Here is a 20,878-nt window from a genome sequence, read left to right on the forward strand (position 1 = left end):
GTGAAGCGTCGGCTTTTTGCCGTTTCGTGCGGGACCGATAGCTCGCGTTCAACGCTTCAGAATCTCAGGTCGTGGAGCTTGCGCACGCCATCCACCAGCCATTCGAAAATCGATTGCTCCGAGTGCGCAGCCGGCGTCGGCGTGCCCAGTGCATCGAGTGCTTTCTGGCGGCGCGACAGTTGCCGGCACATCAGCTTCGCGACTTCCGGGTTGGCCTTCAGGACCGGTGTGAGATCGTCCTTTTGCAAGCGGTACACCGCCGTGTTCGTCAACGCCGTGACGGTGACACGCGCGGCCCGCCCGGCAAGCAGCCCAGCCTCGCCGATGGCATCGCCCGGACCCAGCCGTCCAACGCCCACTTGCTCCGCGCCCTCCTGCGCCATCACGTTGAGCACGCCGCTATCAACGATGATGAGACTGTCCGGAACCGTCCCCGGCGTCATGACGACTTCGCCCGCGTCGTACGCGTGACGCGAGAGCCGCGGCGCGAGCTGCGCCAGTTCCTCCGCGGCCAGCGGCGCGAACAATTCGAAGCGCCGCAAGATGTTCACGCGCGCGTCAGCCGCCGCTGCCGCTGGCGCCGTCGCGCCGAGCGAGCGCAGTTCGACGCCCGCCGCCGCCAGATGCCGGTAGCACAGGTCGTAGAGCTCGTTGATGACCGCGACCTTCTTGCCGCTGTCATCCACATACGCCGTGGCCTCGTACAGGAACGACACCGGCGTGACGCTCTTGACCATCGCGAACGGCGCGGGATCGGGCAGGATCGCGCGGACGCTCTTCAACGCACGATCCAGTGCATCGAGCACGATCTTCGGACGCGCCTCGGGCGAGATCTCGATGACGATGCGCACGCCATGCAGCGCCACCGGCCGGCTGCTGTTGACGATCTTCGCCTTGGCGGCCACGGCGTTCGGCACGATGACCACGTCGCCCAGCGCGGTCAGCAGGTTGGTCGAGCGCCAGTTCATCTCCAGCACCTTGCCATCCACGCCGTCAATGCTCACCCAGTTCCCGACTTCGTAAGGTTCCGTGCTGTTGATGACGATGCCCGCGAAGACATCGCTGAGCGTGCTCTGGATGGCGAGGCCCAGCACGATGGCCAGCGCCCCCGAGGTCGCGACGAGCCCGCGCACCGGCAGTTCCAGCACGAAGCCGAGCGCCGCGACACTCGCCGCGAGAAACACCACCGCGCCGAACACGTCCTCGAACAGCCGCTGGCGACGCCATGTCCTCGGCAGCAACAGCGTATCCAGCGCCATGCTGAGCAGGCGCGCGCCGGTCAGCCACCAGATGATTTCCAGAATCTGCCCGAGCACGTGCAACGTCATCGACCCGGCCAGCGGCGCCTGCGAGAACGGACTGAGCCCGGAGCTGAACAGCACGAAGCTGAATAGCGAGTAGATGACCAGCCGGATGAGCAGGCGCGTGACTTCGTTGCGCGGCAGCGCGCAGGACCAGGCGGCGACATCGATGGCAACCAGCGCGAAGCCGAGAATCAACGAATGGTCCACGCCCGCTCCGGCGATGAAGGTTGAAGGAATGCGCACGAAGCCGCGTGCGTCATGCGCCGCAAGAACCGCACGTCAGCCGGAGGGCGTCACCGGTTCGCGGCACTCCATCACGCCCATGGGCGCGACGTGCATCCGGTCGCTGAGGTGATCGGCGACGAAATCCAGAAACGCCGTGATGCGCGCCGACAAGCGCGTCTTGCGATAGAACACCGCGTGAATGGGCCGGAGCGACTCCAGCGTCAGCTCGGGCAGCACTTGCACCAGACGCTCGGTGCGGCGTGCGTCGCAGGTCATGTAGTCGCTCAGACAGGCAATGCCCACGCCGTCCATCGCGAGCGCGAGCAGTGTTTCGCCGCTCGATGCGCGCAGCGCCGGGCGCGCCTTGTAGATTGCCGCGCCGTCATGACGGAGCGGCCAGTGATTGAGCGTTTCGAGTTGCGAATAGCCGAGCAGCGTGTGGTTCGCAAGTTCCGCAGGCGTGGCCGGCCAGCCCGCGCGTGCCAGATAGGCGGGACTCGCGAGCAGACGCTGACGGCTGTCGCCGAGCTTGCGCGCATGCAGCGACGAATCCCGCAGCGCCCCGATGCGAATCGCAATATCCGTGCGATGCTCGATCAGGTCGATGATCTCATCGCTGCTGTTCAGTTCCAGTTCGATGTCGGGATAGGCGGCGTGAAAGTCCGCCATCAGCGGCGCGATCACATGCTGCATGAAAGGCGTCGCGGCGTTGACGCGCAGGCGCCCCGCAAGCTGGCTGCGGCGCGAGATGGTTTCCGCTTCCGTGCGCTCGACCGACGCGATGATCGTGCGCGACTGTTCGAGGAAGAAGCGCCCTTCGTCGGTCAGTTCGAAGCTGCGCGTCGTGCGCCGCATCAGCGTGGTGTCCAGCTTGCGCTCCAGACGGCTCAACTGACGGCTCAGCGCCGAGGTCGGCAGATGCAGCTTTTCGGCGGCGCGCGTGAGCGAACCCATGTCCACAATGGCGATGAACGCGGACATCTCGTCGAGCGTGATCTTCATGACAACGCCGCACTCAACGTGATGGAGCGACGCGTGACCATCGGCATGACGTGCATCTCACGACACCGCGACGGTCTGGCGCACGTGCGACAGCGTGCCGAGGAACACGATCAATCCGGCGGCGGTGAGCGCGAAGCCCGCCCACGCCGGCGACAGCAAGCCCCAGCCCGCGCCGATGGCCGCGCCGCCCGCCGCCGCACCCAGCGCATTGGCGACATTGAGCGAGGCGAGGTTCATCGCGCCCATCAGCGTCGGCGCTTCGGGGGCGAACAACGTGAGACGGACCTGGATGGTCGGTATCGCGATCATCATCGTCAGGCCGACGCCGAACAGCGCCGGCATCAACACCCATTCGCGGGATCCAAAGCTCGCGAGCAGCGCGAGGACCACCAGCGCGGACCCGAATCCCACGATCAGTCCCGCTGCGGGATACGCATCCGAAAGACGCCCGCCCGCCAGATTGCCGATCGTCATGCCGACGCCGAACAGCGCGAGCGCCAGCGGAATGCGCGAGCGGTCCAGCGAGGCGACGTCCGTCACCAGCGGCCCGATGAAGGTGTACACCGCGAAGATGCTCGACACGCCGAGCGCGGCCACGATCATCACGGCCCAGACGCGCGGCTTGCGCAGCGCGCCGAGTTCCTGGCCGAGCGGGCCGCCGTCGAGCGCCCGGTTGCGCGGCAGCCACGCCCACGAAGCCAGCAGTGCGAGCACGGCGATTCCCGCTACCACCACATAGGTCTGCCGCCAGCCGAGATGCTGGCCCAGGAAAGTCGCAAGCGGCGACCCGACGATGGTCGCTACCGTCAGCCCCGCCATGACGATCGCGAAGGCCTTGCCCGACTGTCCCTCGCCGACGACATAGGAGGCCACCACGGCGCCCGCGCCGAAATAGGCGCCTTGCGGCAGTCCGCTGATGAAGCGCGCCGCCGCGAACATGCCGAGATTCATGGCCGCCGCCGAGAGCAGATTGCCGACGATGAACAAGCCGATCAACAGCAACAGCAGCGTGCGCCGGTTGAGCCGGCTCGCCATCAGCGTGACGACCGGCGCGCCGATGACGACGCCGAACGCATAGGCCGTGATGGCGTTGGTGGCCTGCGCGAGACTGAGGTCGAGACTCGCCGCGAACAACTGGATGATGCCCATGCTCGCGAACTCGGAGGTGCCGATGCAAAAGCTGCCGAGCGCCAGCGCGAACAGCGTGAGGCCGCGCCGGTGCGCTTCGGCCTCGTTGGTGCAATGCACCGGCACAGCATGGCACTGCGCCTCGAAGGCTTTCTCGTGCATGAGCGCGTTCCGGTCGAGTGTATGTCCCTCGACGATAGACATCGCGGACGCCCCGTGCACCGGACGATGCGAAGCGGCAAAGCGCGCGATCCCGCAAATGCGCGATGCATAAGCTCATTGCAGGCAGATGGAGCGGTAATCCACGGTGCGCCGGTAAACACTTCTGCCCAGCCACGCGACGAAGGTGTATTCGATATAGGCGTTGCTTCCGATGAAGATCCAGTTCTGTAGCGCGGGGACCATGGCGACACACTCCTTGCACGGATGACACGACGGCGAGCGTCTCGCCATACAGGGAAGCTTAGGTTCGCGAAGGACGCGTCACAATCGTACCGTGGCATACATGCGCACTGCCGCCGGACAGCGGCGCTATACGTTGGTATGAAGGCGCAACGAAAGACAATGAACGGACTCTCGATTTCTCAGACCCTTGCCGAACGACTCGAGGCGAACCGGAAAAAAACCGGCATACAGGAAAGCAGCGCATGCGGTGCAGGGGCAATATCGCTTCACGCAAATGCGTGCCGTGTCTCCTCGGACAGAACCGCTTCTGTCCTTCGCGCCCGCTCACGAGCGGGCTTCTTTTTTGCCGGCCCCGGGCGCGCACTCTTTCTCTTGCTGAACTCGTCGGAGGTTGAAATGAAAGCGTTGAAACCTTTAACTTTCGTGCTGCTCGCCTGTTCGCTGGCCTCGACAGCCGCGCTCGCCCAGACCCCCGCGCCCGCCTCCACGGACGCCGCTCCGATGCACAAGCATCATCCCTTCGGCGAACGCCGCTGGAACAGCGCGCCCGAAGAATGTGTGGGACCCTCGGGCTACTGCGTGCCCTACTTCGGCAGCTGATTCCGAGCGCGCTTCGTTCACCCGCACCCGACTTCATCCGGCAAGGAGACGCTCTTGGCTAAACCCGCTCTTTTCACGCCAATCCACGTAGGCAAGCTCGAACTCAAGAACCGGATCATCATCGCGCCGATGTGCCAGTACTCCGCCGTCGACGGCTGCATGAACGACTGGCATCTCATTCATCTCGGGCATCTGGCGCTCTCGGGGGCGGCGCTGCTGACCATCGAGGCGACAGCGGTGGTGCCCGAAGGCCGGATCACTTACGGCGACGTTGGCCTGTACGACGACGCGACGCAAGCCGCCATGCGCCGCACGCTGGACGCGGTGCGCCATGTGTCGGATATGCCGATCGCCATCCAGTTGAGCCATGCGGGGCGCAAGGCTTCGACCGAAGTGCCGTGGAAGCCCAGTCAGCAGTTCGCGCCGGGCACGGAGCACGGCTGGCAGACGGAAGCGCCTTCCGCCGTGGCGTTCGCGGATGGTCAGGTGTTGCCGCATGCGCTCGACCGCGCGGGACTCAACCGTATCCGCAACGCTTTCGTCAGCGCGGCGCGGCGCGCGCACGATGTCGGCATCGACGTGATCCAGCTGCACGTGGGACACGGTTATCTGCTGCATCAGTTCATCTCGCCGCTGTCCAACCGGCGTGAGGACGAATACGGCGGCTCGCTCGAGAACCGCATGCGCTTCCCGCTCGACGTGTTCCAGGCGGTGCGCGAGGCGTTTCCGCCGCACAAGCCGATCACCGTGCGCATCTCGGCCACGGATTGGGTGGACGGCGGCTGGAGCATCGAGGAGACAGTCGAATTCGCGCGCGTGATGCAGAAGCATGGCTGCGACGCGATCCATGTCACCAGCGGCGGCCTGCATCCGGCGCAACAGATTCCCGTCGGACCGAACTACCAGGTGCCGCTCGCGCGCGCGGTGAAGCACGCGGTGGAGATTCCGGTGATCGCCGTGGGCCTCATCACGGGCTATGAGCAGGCGGAAGCCATTGTCGGGACCGGCGATGCCGACATGATCGCGCTCGCACGCACCATTCTCTATGACCCGCGCTGGCCATGGCATGCGGCCGCCGAACTCGGCGCCCGGGTGCGCGCGCCCAGTCCTTATCTGCGCTCGCAGCCGCGCCGCTTCAAGGATCTGTTCGAGAGCGAATAAAGCCAAGCCCGGTGCGTCACGCGCCGGGCTTTCTCGCCGCCGCCAGGCGCAGCTCGAACACCGCGCCCTGCGGCTCGTTCGGCAGCACGCGCAAGGTGCCGCCATGGGCATCGACGATCGAACGGCAGATCGACAGGCCCATGCCCATGCCGGTCGCTTTCGTCGTGTAGAACGGTTCGAAGAGCTGCTCGACATTGGCCTCGTCGATCCCGCGCCCGGTATCGCTCACGGCGATGATCACGTCGCCACCGGCCTCGTCCAGGCGCGACACGATGCGCAGGTCGCGCGTCGTGTCGGACGTTTCCACCATCGCTTCGACCGCGTTCATCATCAGGTTCATGATGATCTGCTGCAATTGCACGCGGTCTCCTTCGACCGGCGGCAAACCCCGCTCCAGTTCCGTCTCGACCCGCACATGCTGCTTCGCCGCCTCGCCGCGCACGAGCGCGACGACCTCGTGTACGGCATCGTTGATCGCGAGATGTTCGTGGCGCACCGGCGCCTTCTTGACGAGTTCGCGGATGCGGCGGATCACGTCGCTGGCGCGCGTGCCGTTGTTGACGACGCGCGTCAGCGCCGCATGCACTTCGTCGAGGTTCGGCGGCCGTGCCTCGAGCCAGTGAATCGCGGCCTGGGCGTTGAACACGGCCGAGGCCACCGGCTGACGGATTTCATGACTGATCGACGCGGTCAGCTGCCCGAGCGTCGCAATGCGGTTCGCGTGCGCCAGTTCGCGCTCGATCTCGTGAAAGCGCCGCTCGCTGTCGCGCGCGGTGGCCTCGGCGCGCTTGCGTTCGGTCAGGTCGACGACGAACGCAACCAGTTGCTCGGTTGCATTGCCGAACATCGCGGCCCCGAGCAGCACCGGCACGCGGCTGCCGTCCGAGCGGATGTATTCCTTCTCCACGGGCTGCAACGCGCCGGTCCGCCGCAACTCGGCGATGCTCCGCAGGTCCTGTTCGTGCCATTCGTCCGGCGTGATCTCCAGGCAGTTGACGCGGCCCGCTGCCAGATCCTCGCGCGTGTAATCGATGATGCGCAGGAAGGCGTCGTTGGCTTCGTAGATGGGACCGCGCAGGTCCCAGATGAACACGCCGACGATATTCGCATCCACCAGCCGCCGGATCCTGGCCTCGCGTTCGGCGAGGTCGCGGTACAGGTGCGAGATCTCGAGCGAGGTCGCGGCCTGCGACGCGAGCAGTTTCAGCACGGCGACGCGGCTCGCGTTGAAGACATGCGAGACCAGGTTGTTTTCCAGATACAACAGCGCGATGGGCTTGCCCCGGTGCACCAGCGGCATGCAGGCCACGGAGCGCGCGTGATGGTCGCGGAAATAGGGATCGGCGGAGAAGTCGTGCTGCCGCGTGGCATCGTCGACGATAACGTTCTCGCGCATCCGGAAGGCGAACTGGACGACCGAGATCGGCACGCGGCCCGAGTTCAACGGCGCACTGTCCGGATTGACGCTGATGATGCCGTCCACCGTGCGGGCTTCCGCCTCGATGCGCAAGCCGTGCTCGTCGCTCGCGATCAGCAGGCCACGCTCCGCGCCCGCATGTGAAATGGCCGTGCGCATGACCGTGTGGATCAGGTTGTCCAGCACGATCTCGCTCGAAATGGTCTGCGACAGACGGATCACGGTCACGAGATCGAGATGCTCGACCGGCGCCTCGATGGCCTGCGCACCGGCGCTCTCCTGATAGCCGTGCGCAAAACGCGGCAAGGCGGCGTCGATCTGCCTGACCTTGGCTTTCGCGCCCCAGCGCATGAATGCGTCGCGCGCGTTGCGCTGGTACATCTGCGCGATGTCCGTCAGCTCCTGCGCCGCATGGAAGCGCGCCGCCGCCTGGCACGCGACGGCTTCGTTGTGTACAAAGCCGTTCGCCCGCGCCGAGCGGATCGCAAGATCATAAAGCCGTTGAGCCGCCATCACGTCGCCATGCAGCCGCGACCATTCCGCGCTCACGAGCAACGCGCGGTTCTCGAAGTTCTCGGGACAGTGCCGTGCCCAGACTTCCAGCTGGCTGCGATGCGCGGCGATGGCTTCGGCATGAACGCGCCGTTCCTCGGGCGTGGCGGCGTCCCAGCAGGCCGCGTGACTCAGCGCGCCGTAGAAGTGAAACTCGGCGGTCTCGAACTGCGACGTGCCGACCCACAGCAACTGCGCGGCGTGCTGCTTCGCCTCCAGCGCGTCCGCGAATTCATCGGCGAAGTAGCGCGCCTGCAGCTTGCGCACCCAGTAATCGAACGCCGGCAAGGCCAGTGTCGGTGATTCCGAGAAGTGCGCTTCGAAGGCGGCTTCGTTGAAGTCGTCGTCGTCGAAGCTGCCGAAGCGTTCCGTGAGCCCGCACAGCGAGCGGACCAGGCCGCGATACGTGACGAGCATGTCGCTCACCAGACCGAAGCGCACCCGCTCCGAGATGGTCAGCGCCACGTCGATCTCGGTCTTCACGTCATCCAGCGGATCCCCGACCGACACGTGGTTCTGGATCAGATCGCAGCAGGAATAGAGCGTGTAGGTCAGGTCGCCGGTTTCGCTCGCCATCTTGAAGGCGCGCTGGATGGGCTTGCGTCCTTCGCGCACGTGCCGCGCCCACGGCACGACGATGTTGCCGAACGAAGTCGAGGTGCGTGCGCGGTAGCGCGTGAGGCCGCGCTGTTCGACGAGTTCATGACCAAGACAGCCGAAGCGATAGCCCGCGTCGTACTGGTCGAAGAACGGTCCCATGTAGGCCGCGAGCCAGACATAGGCATAGCAGGACGCATCCGCGTTGCCGTGTTCCAGGCTCAGCCGCACCATCCGGCACAGCACGAGCGCACAAAGGTTCGAATCCGTGAAGAAGGCCGGCGTCACGATCTCGCTCAGCACGTCGAGCGTGTCCTGCACGTCGGGGTTGTCGAGCAGTGGCAGCTGGATGAGATCCTCGATGGCACGCTCGCCCAGCAGCGCGCCGATGCGCGCATATTCCTCGTGGACCGCCTCGCGCGACGGATGCGCCGACCAGTCCGTGCCGTTGCGGCGCAGATAGTCGAGACAGATGGCCACGCTGCGTTCGCTCAGGTCCTGCGTCGTGCAGAGCGTGATGCGCAGGCGCGTCACCTGCGCGACGTGATGGTTGGTCCGCGCGCGGCGTTCCAGTGCGGCGAGCCGCGCCTCGGCTTGCGACATGCGGGTGCAGAGCAACTCGCATTCGGCGCGCAGAAATTCGATCGAGAAGCTCAGCTCGTAGCGTCGGTCCCAGTCCTCGTCCGTCAGCAGGTCGCTGCCTGCGGCGAGATACGCCAGCGCCGAAGCGTAGGCAGCCGACGCCTTCGCGCGCCGGCCGGCGAGCAGGTTGAGCGCGGCGACCTGTTCGCGCTCGTCGTCATCCACGATCGACGAGGCCGCGCGGTTGAACTGGCCGACGATCTCGAAGACCAGCTCTTCCTGCTGCCCCGGCGGCGTGTGCGTCACCAGCAGGCGCGCGATGCGCAGATGGGTGGCGGCGCGCTCGCGTGCCGTAATCAGCGCGTAGGCGGCTTCCTGCACGCGGTCGTGCAGGAAACGGTAGGCCGTGCCGGTGCGCAGCACGAGCCCGGCCTGCACGGCGGCGGCCAGCGCCTCGCGCACGTTCGGGCCCGGCATCTCGCAGATGATCTCCAGCTGCGCAAGCCGCGCCGCATTGCCGACGCACGCAAACTGCCGGAGCACGGCCTGACAGCCGGGCGGCAGGCGCGCCAGCTTCGCGACCATCAGGTCGACCACGTTCTCCGTGTACCCTTTCGCGTTGATGCGGTCGAGGTCCCAGGTCCACTGGCCGCTGATGTGATCGAACGCGACCAGCCCCTCTTCGCCCAGCGAAGTCAGGAACTGATGGACGAAGAACGGATTGCCGCCCGTCTTCTGATGCAGCATGCGCGCCAGCGGCACGGCCTTGGTGGTCGGGCAATGCAGCGCGTCGGTGACGAATTGTTCGAGATGCTCGCCGGCGAGCGGCCGCAGCGCGATCTCCTGCACCGCGACGCCCGCCGCGCGCAGATTCGCCAGCTTGCGCATCAGCGGATGATCCGGGCCGACCTCATTGTCGCGATACGCGCCCACCACCAGCAGATGCCCCGACTCGTTCTGCATCAGCAGGTCTTCGAGAAAATCCAGCGTCGCCATGTCGAGCCATTGGAGATCGTCGACGAACAGCGCAAGCGGGTGATCGGCGCGCGCGAAAACCGCGATGAAGCGGCGGAACACCATATGGAAGCGGCGCTGCGCGTCCTGGGCGGACAGCACGGCCACAGGCGGCTGTTCGCCGATGACCTTCGCCAGGTCGGGCACGAGATCGGTCATCAACAGGCCGTTCGCGCCGAGTGCGTCGCGCAGCGCGGTGCGCCACGCGTCGAGTTCGCTCTCGCTCTTGCTCAGCAGCAGCCGCACGCCCGACTGGAACGCCTTCGCCAGCGTGGCGTACGGAATGCCCCGGTTGATCTGGTCGAACTTCCCGGCCAGGAACAGCCCGCTGCGCGGCAGCAGCGCCTTGTGCAGTTCGTTCACGACCGCCGACTTGCCGATGCCCGCATAACCCGACACCAGCAGCAACTCGGCGCGGCCGCGCTTGACGACGCGATCGAATGCATCGAGCAGCGTGTCGCGTTCGGTCTTGCGGCCATACAGCTTCTCGGGCACGAGCAGCTTGTCGGGCAGATCGACCTGACCCAGCGCAAAGCCTGCAATACGCCCGTGCGCGTCCCAGCGCGCCAGACACTGGCGCAGGTCGTGCGCCACGCCGCCGGCCGTCTGATAGCGTTCCTCGGCGGTCTTGGCCAGCAGTTTCATCACGATCGCCGAGATGGCGGGCGGCACCGTGCCCAGCACGTCCGCGGGCGGCGCCGCCTGGGTCGCGATATGGCAATGCATAAGCGCCATCGGATCGGTGGCGTCGAAGGGCAGGCGGCCCGTCAGCAGGCGATAGAACACGACGCCCAGCGAATACAGGTCGCTGCGTGAATCGACCGAGCGGTTCATGCGGCCGGTCTGCTCGGGCGCCATGTAGGCCGGCGTCCCGGCGATGAACTCGGGCGCTTCCGGCGACTGCATCTCCTGCCGCAGCGACGACGCAATGCCGAAGCCCGTAATGCAGACCGCCCCGTTCGAGCGGTCCACCAGAATGTGCGTGGAATTGATGTCGCGATGCACGAGGCCTTGCGCATGCACCTTGCCGAGCGCGGAGGCAATGCTCACGGCCAGACGCAGGGACGCGGCGGCGTCGAGCGGCGCGGACAGCCTGGTGAGCGGCTCGCCGTCGCAGTGCTCGAACACCAGCAGCATGCGGCCCTGCTCGCGCAGCAACGCCAGCGGACGCAGCGTGGACCCGCTGGCGAGCTTCGGCGCGAGCGCATATTCATGCGCGAGCCGGTCGATCACTTCCGCGCGCGGATGGTCCTGTACCGGCGTCATCAGCAGCACCGGTTCGGAACTCGCGTCATCGAGGCGGCGCCTGCCCCGGTAGACCCTGTACGCCCCGTCCTCCCAGGCGGCCTGGAGAGGTTCGACAGCCACCGACTCGTGTATCGACGTGATCGAGGTCATGGACAGGCTTCCGGGGCGGCAAGGGCTTTCGCGCTGGAGCATGGCAATGCTCGAGCGGCACAGTCATGAAGTGGGAGCCTTGGCAGACAGATCGCTGGCGGCTGGTGGAAGCGCCGCAGCGCGGCGTGACGTCGAAGGTACCTTGACGGCGGCCAATCCGCAACCGGGCCCGCCGCGAGCACCGTCATCGCGGCCTGAGTTGCGGAACGATTCAAGGCGCCGTGCTCATGAGGTCTTGCCGGCGGACGACAGCCGCCGCCAGATCGGCACGTTTGCGCTCGCCGGCGCTTTCTTCGCGCAGGACGCGGACCTCGAATCGTGCGCTTCGGACCCGCTGACGGGCGACGGCGAGCCTTCGATATCGTTCAGCAACTTCTTCGCGATGCGCTGTTCCAGCGGCGAGAAGCCAAGCAGTTCGTGCACGAGGGCATCGGTGGCCCGTTCGAGTTCGGTATCGACGACGAACTCGGTCGCCACGCCCCATTCGTACGCCTGTGCGCCGCGAATGTAGCGTGCGCGCATGACGATGTCCTTGGTCCTGCCGATACCCACCGTCTTCAACAGCCGAGCCGCCGCCCCGGCGCCACCCGACGCGCCCAGCTTGCGCGCGGGCAGCGCATACAGCGTGGTCTCGGTGGCGATGCGGAAGTCGCAGGCCAGCGACAATTCGAAGGCGGTGCCGAAGCAATAGCCCCGGTTCGCGGCGATCACCAGCTTGCTGCACCGCGACGGCGCGTCCATGTGCCATGCAAGTTGTGCGCGCTGCGCCGGCGTTGCATCGACGATGCCGTCGACGTCGCCGCCGCTGCTGAAATGCTCGCCCTCGGCGCGCACGACGATCACGCGCACCGCAGGGTCGGTGTCCAGTGCGCTGAATACCGCGCTGAGATGTTCGCCCTGACGCAGCGAGATCAGATTCAGCGGCGGCCGGTCGAGCACGATGTCCGCGCGGCTGCCGCCCTGGCTCGTCCCGACGCGGAAGCCTTCGAGATTGTCGAATCGGTCCGGACACGCCCCGTGGTCCGCAAGCGTCGCCATGATCATGTTCCTCTGCGTGCAGGTTTGGATTGCGCAACACTGCGCAATCGCCGGCATTCTGGTCCATGCCATGCTTGAATTATGAGCGCGGTTCAGCGACGTTCGGATTAACCAAGGTTAAGCGTGGTAAAGATCGGCTGGCTATCGTCCGACCATAGGACGATAGCCCGGCAGAGGCTCAGCGTTCCAGCGCGGCAAGCAGCGCATTCGCCACCAGATGATCCGAGCGCGGGTTCTGTCCGGTGATGAGTTCCCGGTCTTCGGTGAGGTGGGGATCGAACACCTTGGTGTTACTCGTGACGATGCCGCCGGCCGCCTGCAACGCATCGCCGACATAGAACTTCATCCTGCCGTGCAACAGCTGTTCTTCGGCGACCTTGTCCTCGTCGTTCGAAAAGATCGTCATCTGGTAGCCCGCGTAAGGCCAGCCGCCGCCCACCGCCTTCGCTCCGGCCAGATCGTCACGGTCGAGCGCCGCGCGGAACGCCTTCATCTGCGGCACCGCGGCGATCAGTGCAATGGGACCATGGCACAGCAGCGCCGTAGGCTTGCCCGTGTCATGAAAATGCCGCAGCACCGTGCCCATGTCCTCGTCCTGAGCCAGATCGACGATGGGTGCATGCCCGCCCGGCACGAAGACCGCCGCGTAGCCGTCCAGGCCCTGCTCGACCGTCGTGCGGAGCGTCACGGGATTGACCATCGCGGGATAACTGTCGAAGAAGTCCAGCGCCTTCTGGAAGGCGGCTGCGTCGTTGTTGAAGTGCGACGCATCGCGCGACACGGCGTCGATGATGGGTTTCTTGCCCGTCGGCGTCGCGAGCACGATCTCGTAGCCGCCCGCCACCAGCGCCATTGCGGGCACGACCAGCTCGTTCAGGTACACGCCGATTTCCGCGCGCTTGCCGCCCTGCAATTCCAGCGTGTCCGCCGACGACGAAACCACCAGTACTGTTTCCTTGCTCATAGCGCCTCCGGTGTGGTGTGAACCGGCATGATGGCTGCAAGTCCCGCAGGCGTCTTGTCGAAAGCACCGGGTTTATCGACCGGGCACGCGTCGGGCGGGCTTCAGTGCGTTGCGGTTTGCGCCGCCACTTGCGACGTGGTCTGCGCGCGCAGCGTGATCGTGCAGGTCATGCCCATCGCGATATGCACGCCGCGCGGCACGCGGTCCAGATGAATGCGCACCGGCACGCGCTGGGCCAGCCGCACCCAGGTGAAGATGGGATCGACATTCGCAAGCAGTTCGCCCGAGCCGGTGGGATTGTCACGATCGACGATGCCGCTCGCGATGCTGTCAACATGCCCGTCGAGAATCACATCGCCGCCCAGCAGCCGGACGTTGGCCTGGTCGCCGACATGCACGCGCTGGATCTTGGTTTCCTCGAAATAGCCGTACACCCAGAAGGAATTCGAATCGATCATCGCCATGCGCGCGACACCCGCGCTCGCATAATCGCCCGGCCAAAGGTTGAGGTTCGTGATATAGCCGTCCGTCGGAGCGCGCACTTCGCTGCGCACGGCGTCCAGACGCGCCGTCTCCTGCCGGACCAGCGCCGCCTTGAGCGCCGCTTCGGCGGCGGTCCAGGCGGCGCGCGCGGCGTCCGTCGCGGACTGTGATTGCTGCGCCTGCAACGACGCATCCGAACGCAGTTCCTCGGACACCACATCGCCCGAGAGCCGCGCACGGCGCGACGCCTGATCGCGGCGCATCCTCGCCTCGAAGCGGCTCGCGTTCACCAGCGACTCGGCCTGGCTCATCTGCGCCCGGGCGCGCGCCACGTCGGCATTGGCTTGATCCACGGCATAGCGGAAGCGGTCCGGATCGAGCACGTAGAGCACCTCGCCCTTGCGCACGAACTGGTTGTCCTTCACCCGGACTTCCTTGACGAGACCGGAGACATCGGTGGCGAGATTGATGACGTTGGCGCGCACGCGGCCATCGCGCGTCCAGGGCGAGTACATGTAACGCTGCCAGATCAGATGCAACAGCACGAACGCGACCAGCAGCGTGACGAGCGTGACGACGATCCGGATCACAACCTGCTTGTTCATCCTGGTCCCGTGGTTTCGATGAAGGCGGCAACGGCCTGGGTTCAATACCGGTAGAAGATCAATGACGTGCCGCAGAACAGCGCGATGAACAACGCCACCCTGAACAGCCCCGGATGCCACGCGAAGCGATACACGCCGAGTTGCGCGAGCACGAGGTCGAGGACGATGTAGCACACGGCGCATGCCACCAGCACCAGCAGCAGCACCGGCGCGAAGAAGCCGAACAGGTCGACGTCAACGGGAAACATCGCGGTCTCCCTCGCTCATGCGGGCAGGGATCGGCTCCACGTCCGCGCCGCCGCCCAGATCCTTCATCAGCAGCACCCATGCATCGGCGCGCTGGCCGTGCAGCAACGCCAGCTCCCGTTCCTGTTGCAACATGACCTTCTGCGCGACCAGCACATCGAGATACTCGGTAATGCCGCCCTTGTAGCCGCGATTGGCGAGGTCATACGCGCGCCTCGCCGACTGGAGCGCCGCCTGCGTCGATTGCTGGCGCGTCTGCAGCGATTGCAGCAGGGTCACCGTCTGCGCGACCGCCTGCATCGCGGACAGCACGGTCTGGTTGTAGCCGAGCACGGCATCGTCGTATTCGGCCACGGCGACACCATAGTTGCCGCGCCGGCGGCCTGCGTCGAAGATCGGCAACGAACCCGCCAGGCCCACGCTGTGTCCGGCCGCATCGCTATTGAGGAAGTTGAAGAAGCCGCCGAAGGGCGCGAGCGACGCCAGCGACGCGCTCGCCACGAGGTTGATGTTCGGATAGAAATCGGCATGCGCGGCGCCCACTTTCTTCGCGGCGGCGGCGGCGCGCCAGCGCTGCGCCACGACATCGGCGCGATGACCGACCAGTTCCGCCGGCAGCGAACCCGGCAGCCCGATGACGATATCCATCGGCAGCGAGGGGCGCGTGAGGCTGTCGCCGAATCCCGGACCTTCGCCCGCCAGCAACGCGATCTGCAAGCGCGCAACCGCGATGGCATAGCGCGTGGCCTGGATATCCGTGATGCCGGCCTGATACTGCGTCATCGCCTGGCTTGCGTCGATCTCGCCGCTGATGCCCGCCTGCCGGCGCGCGGTGGTGATGTCCAGGTTGCGGCGCTCTTCCGCGTTGATCGACTCGTAGATGTCCAGCAGCCAGTATTGCAGCGCCATCTCGGTATAAGTTCTCGCCACCGCCGTTTCCAGCTCCACCCGCGCGAACTGCGCGTCGGCGGCGGTGGCCTGCACGGTATCGAGCGCGCGCTCGGTCAGCGAGCGGTTCTTGCCCCACAGATCGAGGTCGAAGGACAGCGCGACGGCCGCCGAATTGTTCCAGACCGTCATGCCGCCCGGCGGCGACGGCGTCGCGTAGCGCGGAAAGCGGCTGCGCGCGAAAGCGGCCGTGCCGTCGAGGTTCGGCAGCTCGTCGGCGTGCAGCGCGCGCGCCTGCCAGATCGCCGCCGTGACGCGCGAGCGCACGATCGCAAGCGTCGGGCTGCCCGCGACGGCGCGCGTCATCAAGGCATCGAGCTGCGGGTCGTGCCAGCTCTGCCACCAGGTGCCGGCCGGCCAGTTCGCGTCGCCGGCGGTCTGCCGCAACGCGTCACCGGAGTCGATCTGCGCCGGTTCGATGAAGGACGCCTCCGGCTTGATCCCGTCCGCGCTGATGCAGCCCGCCAGCGACACCACGGCCGCCAGCGCGACACCCATGACGAAGCGCGGGCTCATGACTTCACCGGCCGGGCGACGGGCGGCAAGGCGGACTGACCGGTCAGCGCCGCACGGGTGGAATAGAGCTGCGCACGCAACGGGAACAGCACGCGCCACGCGCCTGGCGTGTCATGCGCGGCAGGCGTTCGCAATACCTGCAAGGCCCGCTCGGTCGCGGCGATAGCCTCTGCCGTGGTGGGTTCATCGTTCGATGCCGTCACCGCCGCCATCGCGTTCAGCCAGTCGCGTTGCGCATCGCTCCAGGCCTGCGGCAACGCGCGGCCGCCTGCGTCGCCGAGCTTGCGCACATCGAGCAGCGCACTGGCCATCCAGAACTGGCCGAACGCCCATTTCGCCGTGCGCTCATGTTCCTCGGCGGAGACGTCCGGCACCGTCATGATGCGCACGATCAGATCGCGGATCGCACGGCCGGTTTCCACCGAGATATCCGCATCGACATCGCCGCGCGCGGCATCGACGAGCAAGCCGCGAATCCGCGCGCTGTACTTCCTGACGAGCCATTCGCCTTCGCGCGGCAGCACCAGCGAGAAGGCGCTCGCCGCCACCGCGATGCCGAACAGCAGGCCGAAGCTGCGGTCGAGCAGATAGGGCGGATCGTAGACGGCGACGTTCGCGGGCGTCAGCACATAGCAGAAGTACACGTTGAAAATCGCGCCCAGACCGGCGTACTGCGGAAACGAGTTCACATAGCTGCCGGTGAAGATCACGACGGCGAGGCACAGCGCGAACCACGCGACATCGGCCGCGACGGGCATCACGACGAAGTTGACGAAGAAGCCGATGACGGCCGCGAAGAAGCAGCCGACGAACGCCTGCCAGCTGCCCTTGACCGGCGTGGGGCTGAGCGAATAGAACCCGCTCGTGATGCCCGCCGCCACCACCGCGATCGCGCCGTTGGTCCACCCCGACGCAATCCACGCGGCGCCCACGACCGCCATGGCCGTCGCGGCGCGCAGTCCCGACACCAGCGCCGTGACCGGGCTGGAACGGATCGGCACGCGGCGCATGAAGGCAATGGCCTGCACCACGGGCAGCGAGAAGCGGATCTTCGGCGGGTCCAGCAACACGCGGCACGCGCCGCAGAATTCGAGCAGCGACGACGCCGCCGAGTACACCTCCGCGCCGGCCATTTCGATCGCCGTGCGGCCCGCCGCGCTCGCCGTCTCGTTCGCGATGCCCTGCTCCACCTGCACGGGCAGCGCTTCATCGAGCACGCGCAGACGCGCATGCAAGTCATCCAGTCCGGCCTTCGTATGCAGGCGGGCTTCGTCGACCGGTTCGGCGGCCTGGGCCAGCGCGCTGAACAGCCCGTCGATGCAGGTGCGCGCCTGCTCGTCCGTGTCCTCGGCCAACGCCGCCTGGCGCGCGCGATGAATCGCATGAACCCGCGTGATCGCATCGAGGAAGGTGCGCTCCACCTCGATCAGCGCGTCGTTGCGCAGGCGCATCTCCGGGTCTTCGAACACGGCGGCCGTGCGCAGGTCTTCCATCGATGCGCTTTCCCGCACGAGCTTGATATAGGCGTCGACGGTGTCGTCGGCGGCGTGGCCGAGCGCCGCCGAACGATACGCGCCCAACAGCGCGATGACCGCCGACGCGCGCCACTTGACCAGCGCGGGCACGACCTTCTGCGGCAGGACGAGCGCGCTGATCAGGCTGCCCGTCGCCACGCCGATCACGACTTCGCTCACGGTGTAGATGATGTTGGTGGTGACGTCGTAGGGATTGGCCCACTCGGGCACCGTCGTGATGCAGGCCGCATAGCCCGACAGCACGAAGCCGTAGGACTGGTAGTTCTTGTAGTACGACGAGCCCGCCACCGAGAAGCCCACCCAGATGGCAAGGCCCGCGAGAAACAGCAGCGGCGCCTGCGCGAAGTGACTGATGAGCAGGAAGCCGGCAATGCTTCCGCAGCAGATGCCGATGGTGCGATAGAACGCCCGCGCAATGGTCATCCCGCTTTGCTGGTTGATCATCACGATGACGGCCGAGACCATCGACGTGCCGGGTGAACGCAGTTCGAGCAGCATGCAGACGAGCATGCTGACGATCACGGCCAGCGCGGACTTCGAGGCATAGATGACGCGCGGGGCTTCGTCGGCGCGATAGACGAGCAGCTCGTTGCGGAAGTCCTGCAGAAGAGTAGACATGCCAGTTCAACCCCGACCCGGTGAGCTTGACTTGTGGGTATGCGCGGAACCGTGCCGCGATCCGGTCATCCGCCGCACAGCCGGTCGGGTACACGGTCGGCCTCATGGTAAGGCCGTTCACCCGTGCCGCTCTTTTCACAACGCACGATGCATTGCGCGATCCGCTCGGCGTCGCAAAGTAATGCCGTCGAGTCTTGGCGGAGTATGAACAATCGGTGATCGGCCAAAAAAGCCGTTCATTCCGAAAAGACGTGTTCACGTTGGCTTTCTACACTGCGTGCAAACCTCGATGCGTCATCGAGGATCACGTTGACAAGGAGAGTCGCAATGTCTTTATCCAGGAGCCGCCTGATCGCCGCCATCATCGTTGCCGCCGCGGTGGGCATCGGCACGGCCCACGCGCAAACCGACGCCACGGCCCCCGCCCCGACCAGCAAGGAGGCCGCAAGAAAGCAGAATCAGCAACTCGAAACGAAGGTCCGTCATACGCTGGGGTCGAGCAAGGAGATCGACACATCCGGAATCATGATCGTGGCCCGGAGCGGCAGCGTCACGCTCGACGGCACCGCGACGGATGACGCACAGATTCAACTGGCCGTCACGACCACGGCCAAGGTGCCTGGCGTCACGCGCGTGACCAACAACCTGCGCGTGCGTGAAGCAGGTCACTGAAGCAGGTCACTGAAGCGGGTCACTGAAGCAGGTCATTGAAGACGCACGGACTTCGGTCCTGTAGCTCCCGCTCCGCTTCGGGCGCCGCCGTTCTTCGGCCCGAAGCGGAGTCTTGTATGCGCTGTCCGGAGTGCCATTGTGAAAAGAGTCGATCTGGTTTCATGCTTTCTCGCCGCCGCCAGCGCCTGCACGCTTTCTACCGCACATGCGGGCGGATACGGGCCGGCGCCGTTCTACCGGCCTGAGACTGGCGCGCCGGCCTCGGAACGCGGCATCAGCACGCAGACGCTCGCCGCCGAACAGGCGCAGCACCGTGCGTGGGGCGCGGAGGACGTCGGCGGGTCGAGGGACGATCAGTCGCAAGCCGGCTATCGCTTGCCTTCGCCGTTCGACCGCTCGCTCTTCAGGCATCACTGACGCGCGCTGCATGACACCGGCCCGTCGCGCGCTTTTCGCGGCGATGCGCGTAGACTCTGCCTGTCGTGCTTCCTGCTTGTGCGTCGAATGCCGGTAGCGCCGGCCAGGAAGCGATTGATGCTGTCAGCCGCGCACCGACGACCCCGCACCCGTTCGTCAACGCGCTTGGTTCGTTCCGTTACCGAGGACAGGGCGACATGCCGGGCGATCATGACGAGCGCATGACCACCGCAACAACTGCGACCATCGCGCCGCCCTCCTGGCGCGACGCGCTCGACTGCGTGATCGAAACGCTCTTGCGCGTCGCGCTGACCAGTGCGGGCGCCACCGGCGCTCACATTCTGCTCGTGCGGCACGGCTCGCTCGCGCCCTGCGCGAAGGCTCATCTTGAACACGACGTGATCGTCGAATACCAAACGGCAATCGACCCGGATTCGCCGGTCATGGCCGTGGCCCGCACGGTCGCGGAAGCGGGCCGGCCCGTCTCGCTGCATACGGAGCGCGCCATCGAGCGGCTGTGCAGCGCTACCGGATGCCGCGTCCGCCGTCCGTGGTCCGCTTTCGGCATCCCGCTGCTACGCGATGCGCGTCTGCTCGCCGTGCTGGTGCTGGAACACGATCGGCTCGACAAGGCATTTCCCTCAAGCAGGCGCGCGCTGCTCGAACAACTCGCCCCGCAGATGGCAGCCGCGCTGGCGAACGCGAGCCCGGCGCGCGCGCCAGCGGATACCGCGCCGTGCCGAAACCCGGGCGAGGCCAGCAGGATCACGGCAATTGGCGAACTGGTCGCGTCGATCATCCATGAGATGAGCCAGCCGCTGAGCGCGATCGATGCCTCATCGGGCGCGGCCATGCGCTGGCTCAGGCGCGACGAGCCGAACCTCCGCGAAGCCATCGTCAGTCTCGAAAGCGTGCAGAGCTGCGCCGTGCGCGCGAAGGCGATCATCGAACGTCTGCGCACGCTGAACCGGCAGGCCAGGATCCCGTTCCAGGCGTTCGATATCCACGATGCCGTGCGCAAAGCCGTGCACACGGCGCGGCCGCGTATTGATAGCGCAGGCGCCAACGTCCGGTTCGCCGGCATGCACGATGTCCGCAGCGTCATGGGCAACCGCGCGCAGATCCAGCAGGTGATCGAGATCCTGATCGCCAACGCACTCGACGCCATGGACGGCGTCACGGACCGCGCGCGCATCATCAGAATCTCGTCCCTGCCCCGCGACGACGCGCCGGTCATCTCGATCGCGGACTCCGGCCCCGGCGTGGCGCTCGACCTGAAAGAGACGATGTTCCGCCCGTTCGTCACGACCAAACCCCAGGGCATGGGCATGGGGCTGTGCATCTGCAAGCGGATCGTCGAAGCGCACGGCGGCACCATCTGGACCGAGAACATCAGTCCGTGGGGCGCGCGCTTTTCGTTCGAACTCGGACTGTCACGCGATGCGGGCTGA

16 protein-coding genes are annotated in these 20,878 nt (G+C 66.3%); 5 read left to right on the forward strand and 11 right to left on the reverse strand.

Translation table 11 applies throughout. The features are described 5' to 3' along the window. Nucleotides 1–56: 56 nt before the first annotated feature. From QCE63_RS24555 to QCE63_RS24570, 4 genes are all read right to left on the reverse strand, one after another. Nucleotides 57–1,511, reverse strand: coding sequence for a mechanosensitive ion channel family protein (locus QCE63_RS24555; protein WP_309836636.1), 1,455 nt, complete (start codon nt 1,509–1,511; stop codon nt 57–59). Nucleotides 1,512–1,583: 72 nt separating this feature from the next. Continuing rightward, nucleotides 1,584–2,531: a LysR family transcriptional regulator gene (locus QCE63_RS24560; RefSeq protein ID WP_309836637.1), complete on the reverse strand. Its 948-nt coding sequence runs from the start codon at nt 2,529–2,531 to the stop codon at nt 1,584–1,586. A 57-nt stretch (nt 2,532–2,588) separates the two neighbouring features. Next, nucleotides 2,589–3,821: an MFS transporter gene (locus tag QCE63_RS24565; protein ID WP_309836639.1), complete on the reverse strand. Its 1,233-nt coding sequence runs from the start codon at nt 3,819–3,821 to the stop codon at nt 2,589–2,591. Nucleotides 3,822–3,935: 114 nt separating this feature from the next. Further along, nucleotides 3,936–4,064, reverse strand: a complete 129-nt coding sequence (locus tag QCE63_RS24570; protein ID WP_309836641.1) for a hypothetical protein — start codon at nt 4,062–4,064, stop codon at nt 3,936–3,938. 159 nt (nt 4,065–4,223) lie between these two features. On the opposite strand from QCE63_RS24570, the gene QCE63_RS24575 reads away from it, so the two are divergent. Then, nucleotides 4,224–4,664: a hypothetical protein gene (locus QCE63_RS24575; RefSeq protein ID WP_309836643.1), complete on the forward strand. Its 441-nt coding sequence runs from the start codon at nt 4,224–4,226 to the stop codon at nt 4,662–4,664. A gap of 54 nt (nt 4,665–4,718) precedes the next feature. Next, on the forward strand, nt 4,719–5,825 hold the full coding sequence (locus QCE63_RS24580; protein WP_309836644.1) for an NADH:flavin oxidoreductase/NADH oxidase: 1,107 nt from the start codon (nt 4,719–4,721) through the stop codon (nt 5,823–5,825). A gap of 16 nt (nt 5,826–5,841) precedes the next feature. Here QCE63_RS24580 and QCE63_RS24585 read toward each other — a convergent pair whose 3' ends face one another. The 7 genes from QCE63_RS24585 to QCE63_RS24615 form a co-directional block, all read right to left on the reverse strand. Beyond that, complete coding sequence (locus tag QCE63_RS24585; protein WP_309836645.1) at nt 5,842–11,385, reverse strand: AAA family ATPase; 5,544 nt, start codon at nt 11,383–11,385, stop codon at nt 5,842–5,844. A gap of 225 nt (nt 11,386–11,610) precedes the next feature. Further along, on the reverse strand, nt 11,611–12,423 hold the full coding sequence (locus QCE63_RS24590) for an enoyl-CoA hydratase/isomerase family protein (protein ID WP_309836646.1): 813 nt from the start codon (nt 12,421–12,423) through the stop codon (nt 11,611–11,613). A gap of 178 nt (nt 12,424–12,601) precedes the next feature. Next, a complete protein-coding gene (locus tag QCE63_RS24595) occupies nt 12,602–13,387 on the reverse strand; it encodes a type 1 glutamine amidotransferase domain-containing protein (protein WP_309836647.1) in 786 nt (261 codons plus the stop codon). A gap of 101 nt (nt 13,388–13,488) precedes the next feature. Then, the gene (locus QCE63_RS24600) at nt 13,489–14,475 is read right to left on the reverse strand and encodes an HlyD family secretion protein (protein WP_309836649.1); all 987 of its coding nucleotides are present in this window, start codon (nt 14,473–14,475) and stop codon (nt 13,489–13,491) included. Between the two features lie 41 nt (nt 14,476–14,516). Beyond that, nucleotides 14,517–14,723 carry a DUF1656 domain-containing protein gene (locus QCE63_RS24605; RefSeq protein WP_309836650.1) on the reverse strand — a complete coding sequence of 69 codons (207 nt, stop codon included), beginning with the start codon at nt 14,721–14,723 and terminating at the stop codon, nt 14,517–14,519. Beyond that, on the reverse strand, nt 14,710–16,185 hold the full coding sequence (locus tag QCE63_RS24610) for an efflux transporter outer membrane subunit (RefSeq protein WP_309836652.1): 1,476 nt from the start codon (nt 16,183–16,185) through the stop codon (nt 14,710–14,712). Before QCE63_RS24610 ends, QCE63_RS24605 begins: the two co-directional genes overlap by 14 nt. Beyond that, nucleotides 16,182–18,338 (reverse strand): FUSC family protein, encoded by a 2,157-nt coding sequence (locus QCE63_RS24615; RefSeq protein ID WP_309836653.1) that lies wholly within the window; start codon nt 18,336–18,338, stop codon nt 16,182–16,184. Before QCE63_RS24615 ends, QCE63_RS24610 begins: the two co-directional genes overlap by 4 nt. 327 nt (nt 18,339–18,665) lie before the next feature. Here QCE63_RS24615 and QCE63_RS24620 point away from each other — a divergent pair, with 327 nt between their 5' ends. The 3 genes from QCE63_RS24620 (at nt 18,666) to QCE63_RS24630 (ending at nt 20,878) form a co-directional block, all read left to right on the forward strand. Further along, nucleotides 18,666–19,010, forward strand: coding sequence for a BON domain-containing protein (locus QCE63_RS24620; protein ID WP_309836654.1), 345 nt, complete (start codon nt 18,666–18,668; stop codon nt 19,008–19,010). Nucleotides 19,011–19,148: 138 nt separating this feature from the next. Next, on the forward strand, nt 19,149–19,427 hold the full coding sequence (locus QCE63_RS24625) for a hypothetical protein (protein ID WP_309836656.1): 279 nt from the start codon (nt 19,149–19,151) through the stop codon (nt 19,425–19,427). Between the two features lie 197 nt (nt 19,428–19,624). Next, nucleotides 19,625–20,878 carry an ATP-binding protein gene (locus QCE63_RS24630; protein WP_309836657.1) on the forward strand — a complete coding sequence of 418 codons (1,254 nt, stop codon included), beginning with the start codon at nt 19,625–19,627 and terminating at the stop codon, nt 20,876–20,878.

It is taken from the genome of Caballeronia sp. LZ065, from assembly GCF_031450975.1.
In the GTDB taxonomy this organism is placed as follows: Bacteria; Pseudomonadota; Gammaproteobacteria; order Burkholderiales; family Burkholderiaceae; genus Caballeronia.

Bases quoted from the DNA above. Each gene is read 5' to 3' on its own strand.
- QCE63_RS24560 (WP_309836637.1), bottom strand. From the start codon at position 2,531: ATGAAGATCACGCTCGACGAGATGTCCGCGTTCATCGCCATTGTGGAC.
- QCE63_RS24565 (WP_309836639.1), bottom strand. From the start codon at position 3,821: ATGCACGAGAAAGCCTTCGAGGCGCAGTGCCATGCTGTGCCGGTGCAT.
- QCE63_RS24570 (WP_309836641.1), bottom strand. From the start codon at position 4,064: ATGGTCCCCGCGCTACAGAACTGGATCTTCATCGGAAGCAACGCCTAT.
- QCE63_RS24575 (WP_309836643.1), top strand. From the start codon at position 4,224: ATGAACGGACTCTCGATTTCTCAGACCCTTGCCGAACGACTCGAGGCG.
- QCE63_RS24585 (WP_309836645.1), bottom strand. From the start codon at position 11,385: ATGACCTCGATCACGTCGATACACGAGTCGGTGGCTGTCGAACCTCTC.
- QCE63_RS24590 (WP_309836646.1), bottom strand. From the start codon at position 12,423: ATGGCGACGCTTGCGGACCACGGGGCGTGTCCGGACCGATTCGACAAT.
- QCE63_RS24595 (WP_309836647.1), bottom strand. From the start codon at position 13,387: ATGAGCAAGGAAACAGTACTGGTGGTTTCGTCGTCGGCGGACACGCTG.
- QCE63_RS24600 (WP_309836649.1), bottom strand. From the start codon at position 14,475: ATGAACAAGCAGGTTGTGATCCGGATCGTCGTCACGCTCGTCACGCTG.
- QCE63_RS24605 (WP_309836650.1), bottom strand. From the start codon at position 14,723: ATGTTTCCCGTTGACGTCGACCTGTTCGGCTTCTTCGCGCCGGTGCTG.
- QCE63_RS24610 (WP_309836652.1), bottom strand. From the start codon at position 16,185: ATGAGCCCGCGCTTCGTCATGGGTGTCGCGCTGGCGGCCGTGGTGTCG.
- QCE63_RS24615 (WP_309836653.1), bottom strand. From the start codon at position 18,338: ATGTCTACTCTTCTGCAGGACTTCCGCAACGAGCTGCTCGTCTATCGC.
- QCE63_RS24620 (WP_309836654.1), top strand. From the start codon at position 18,666: ATGTCTTTATCCAGGAGCCGCCTGATCGCCGCCATCATCGTTGCCGCC.
- QCE63_RS24630 (WP_309836657.1), top strand. From the start codon at position 19,625: ATGCCGGGCGATCATGACGAGCGCATGACCACCGCAACAACTGCGACC.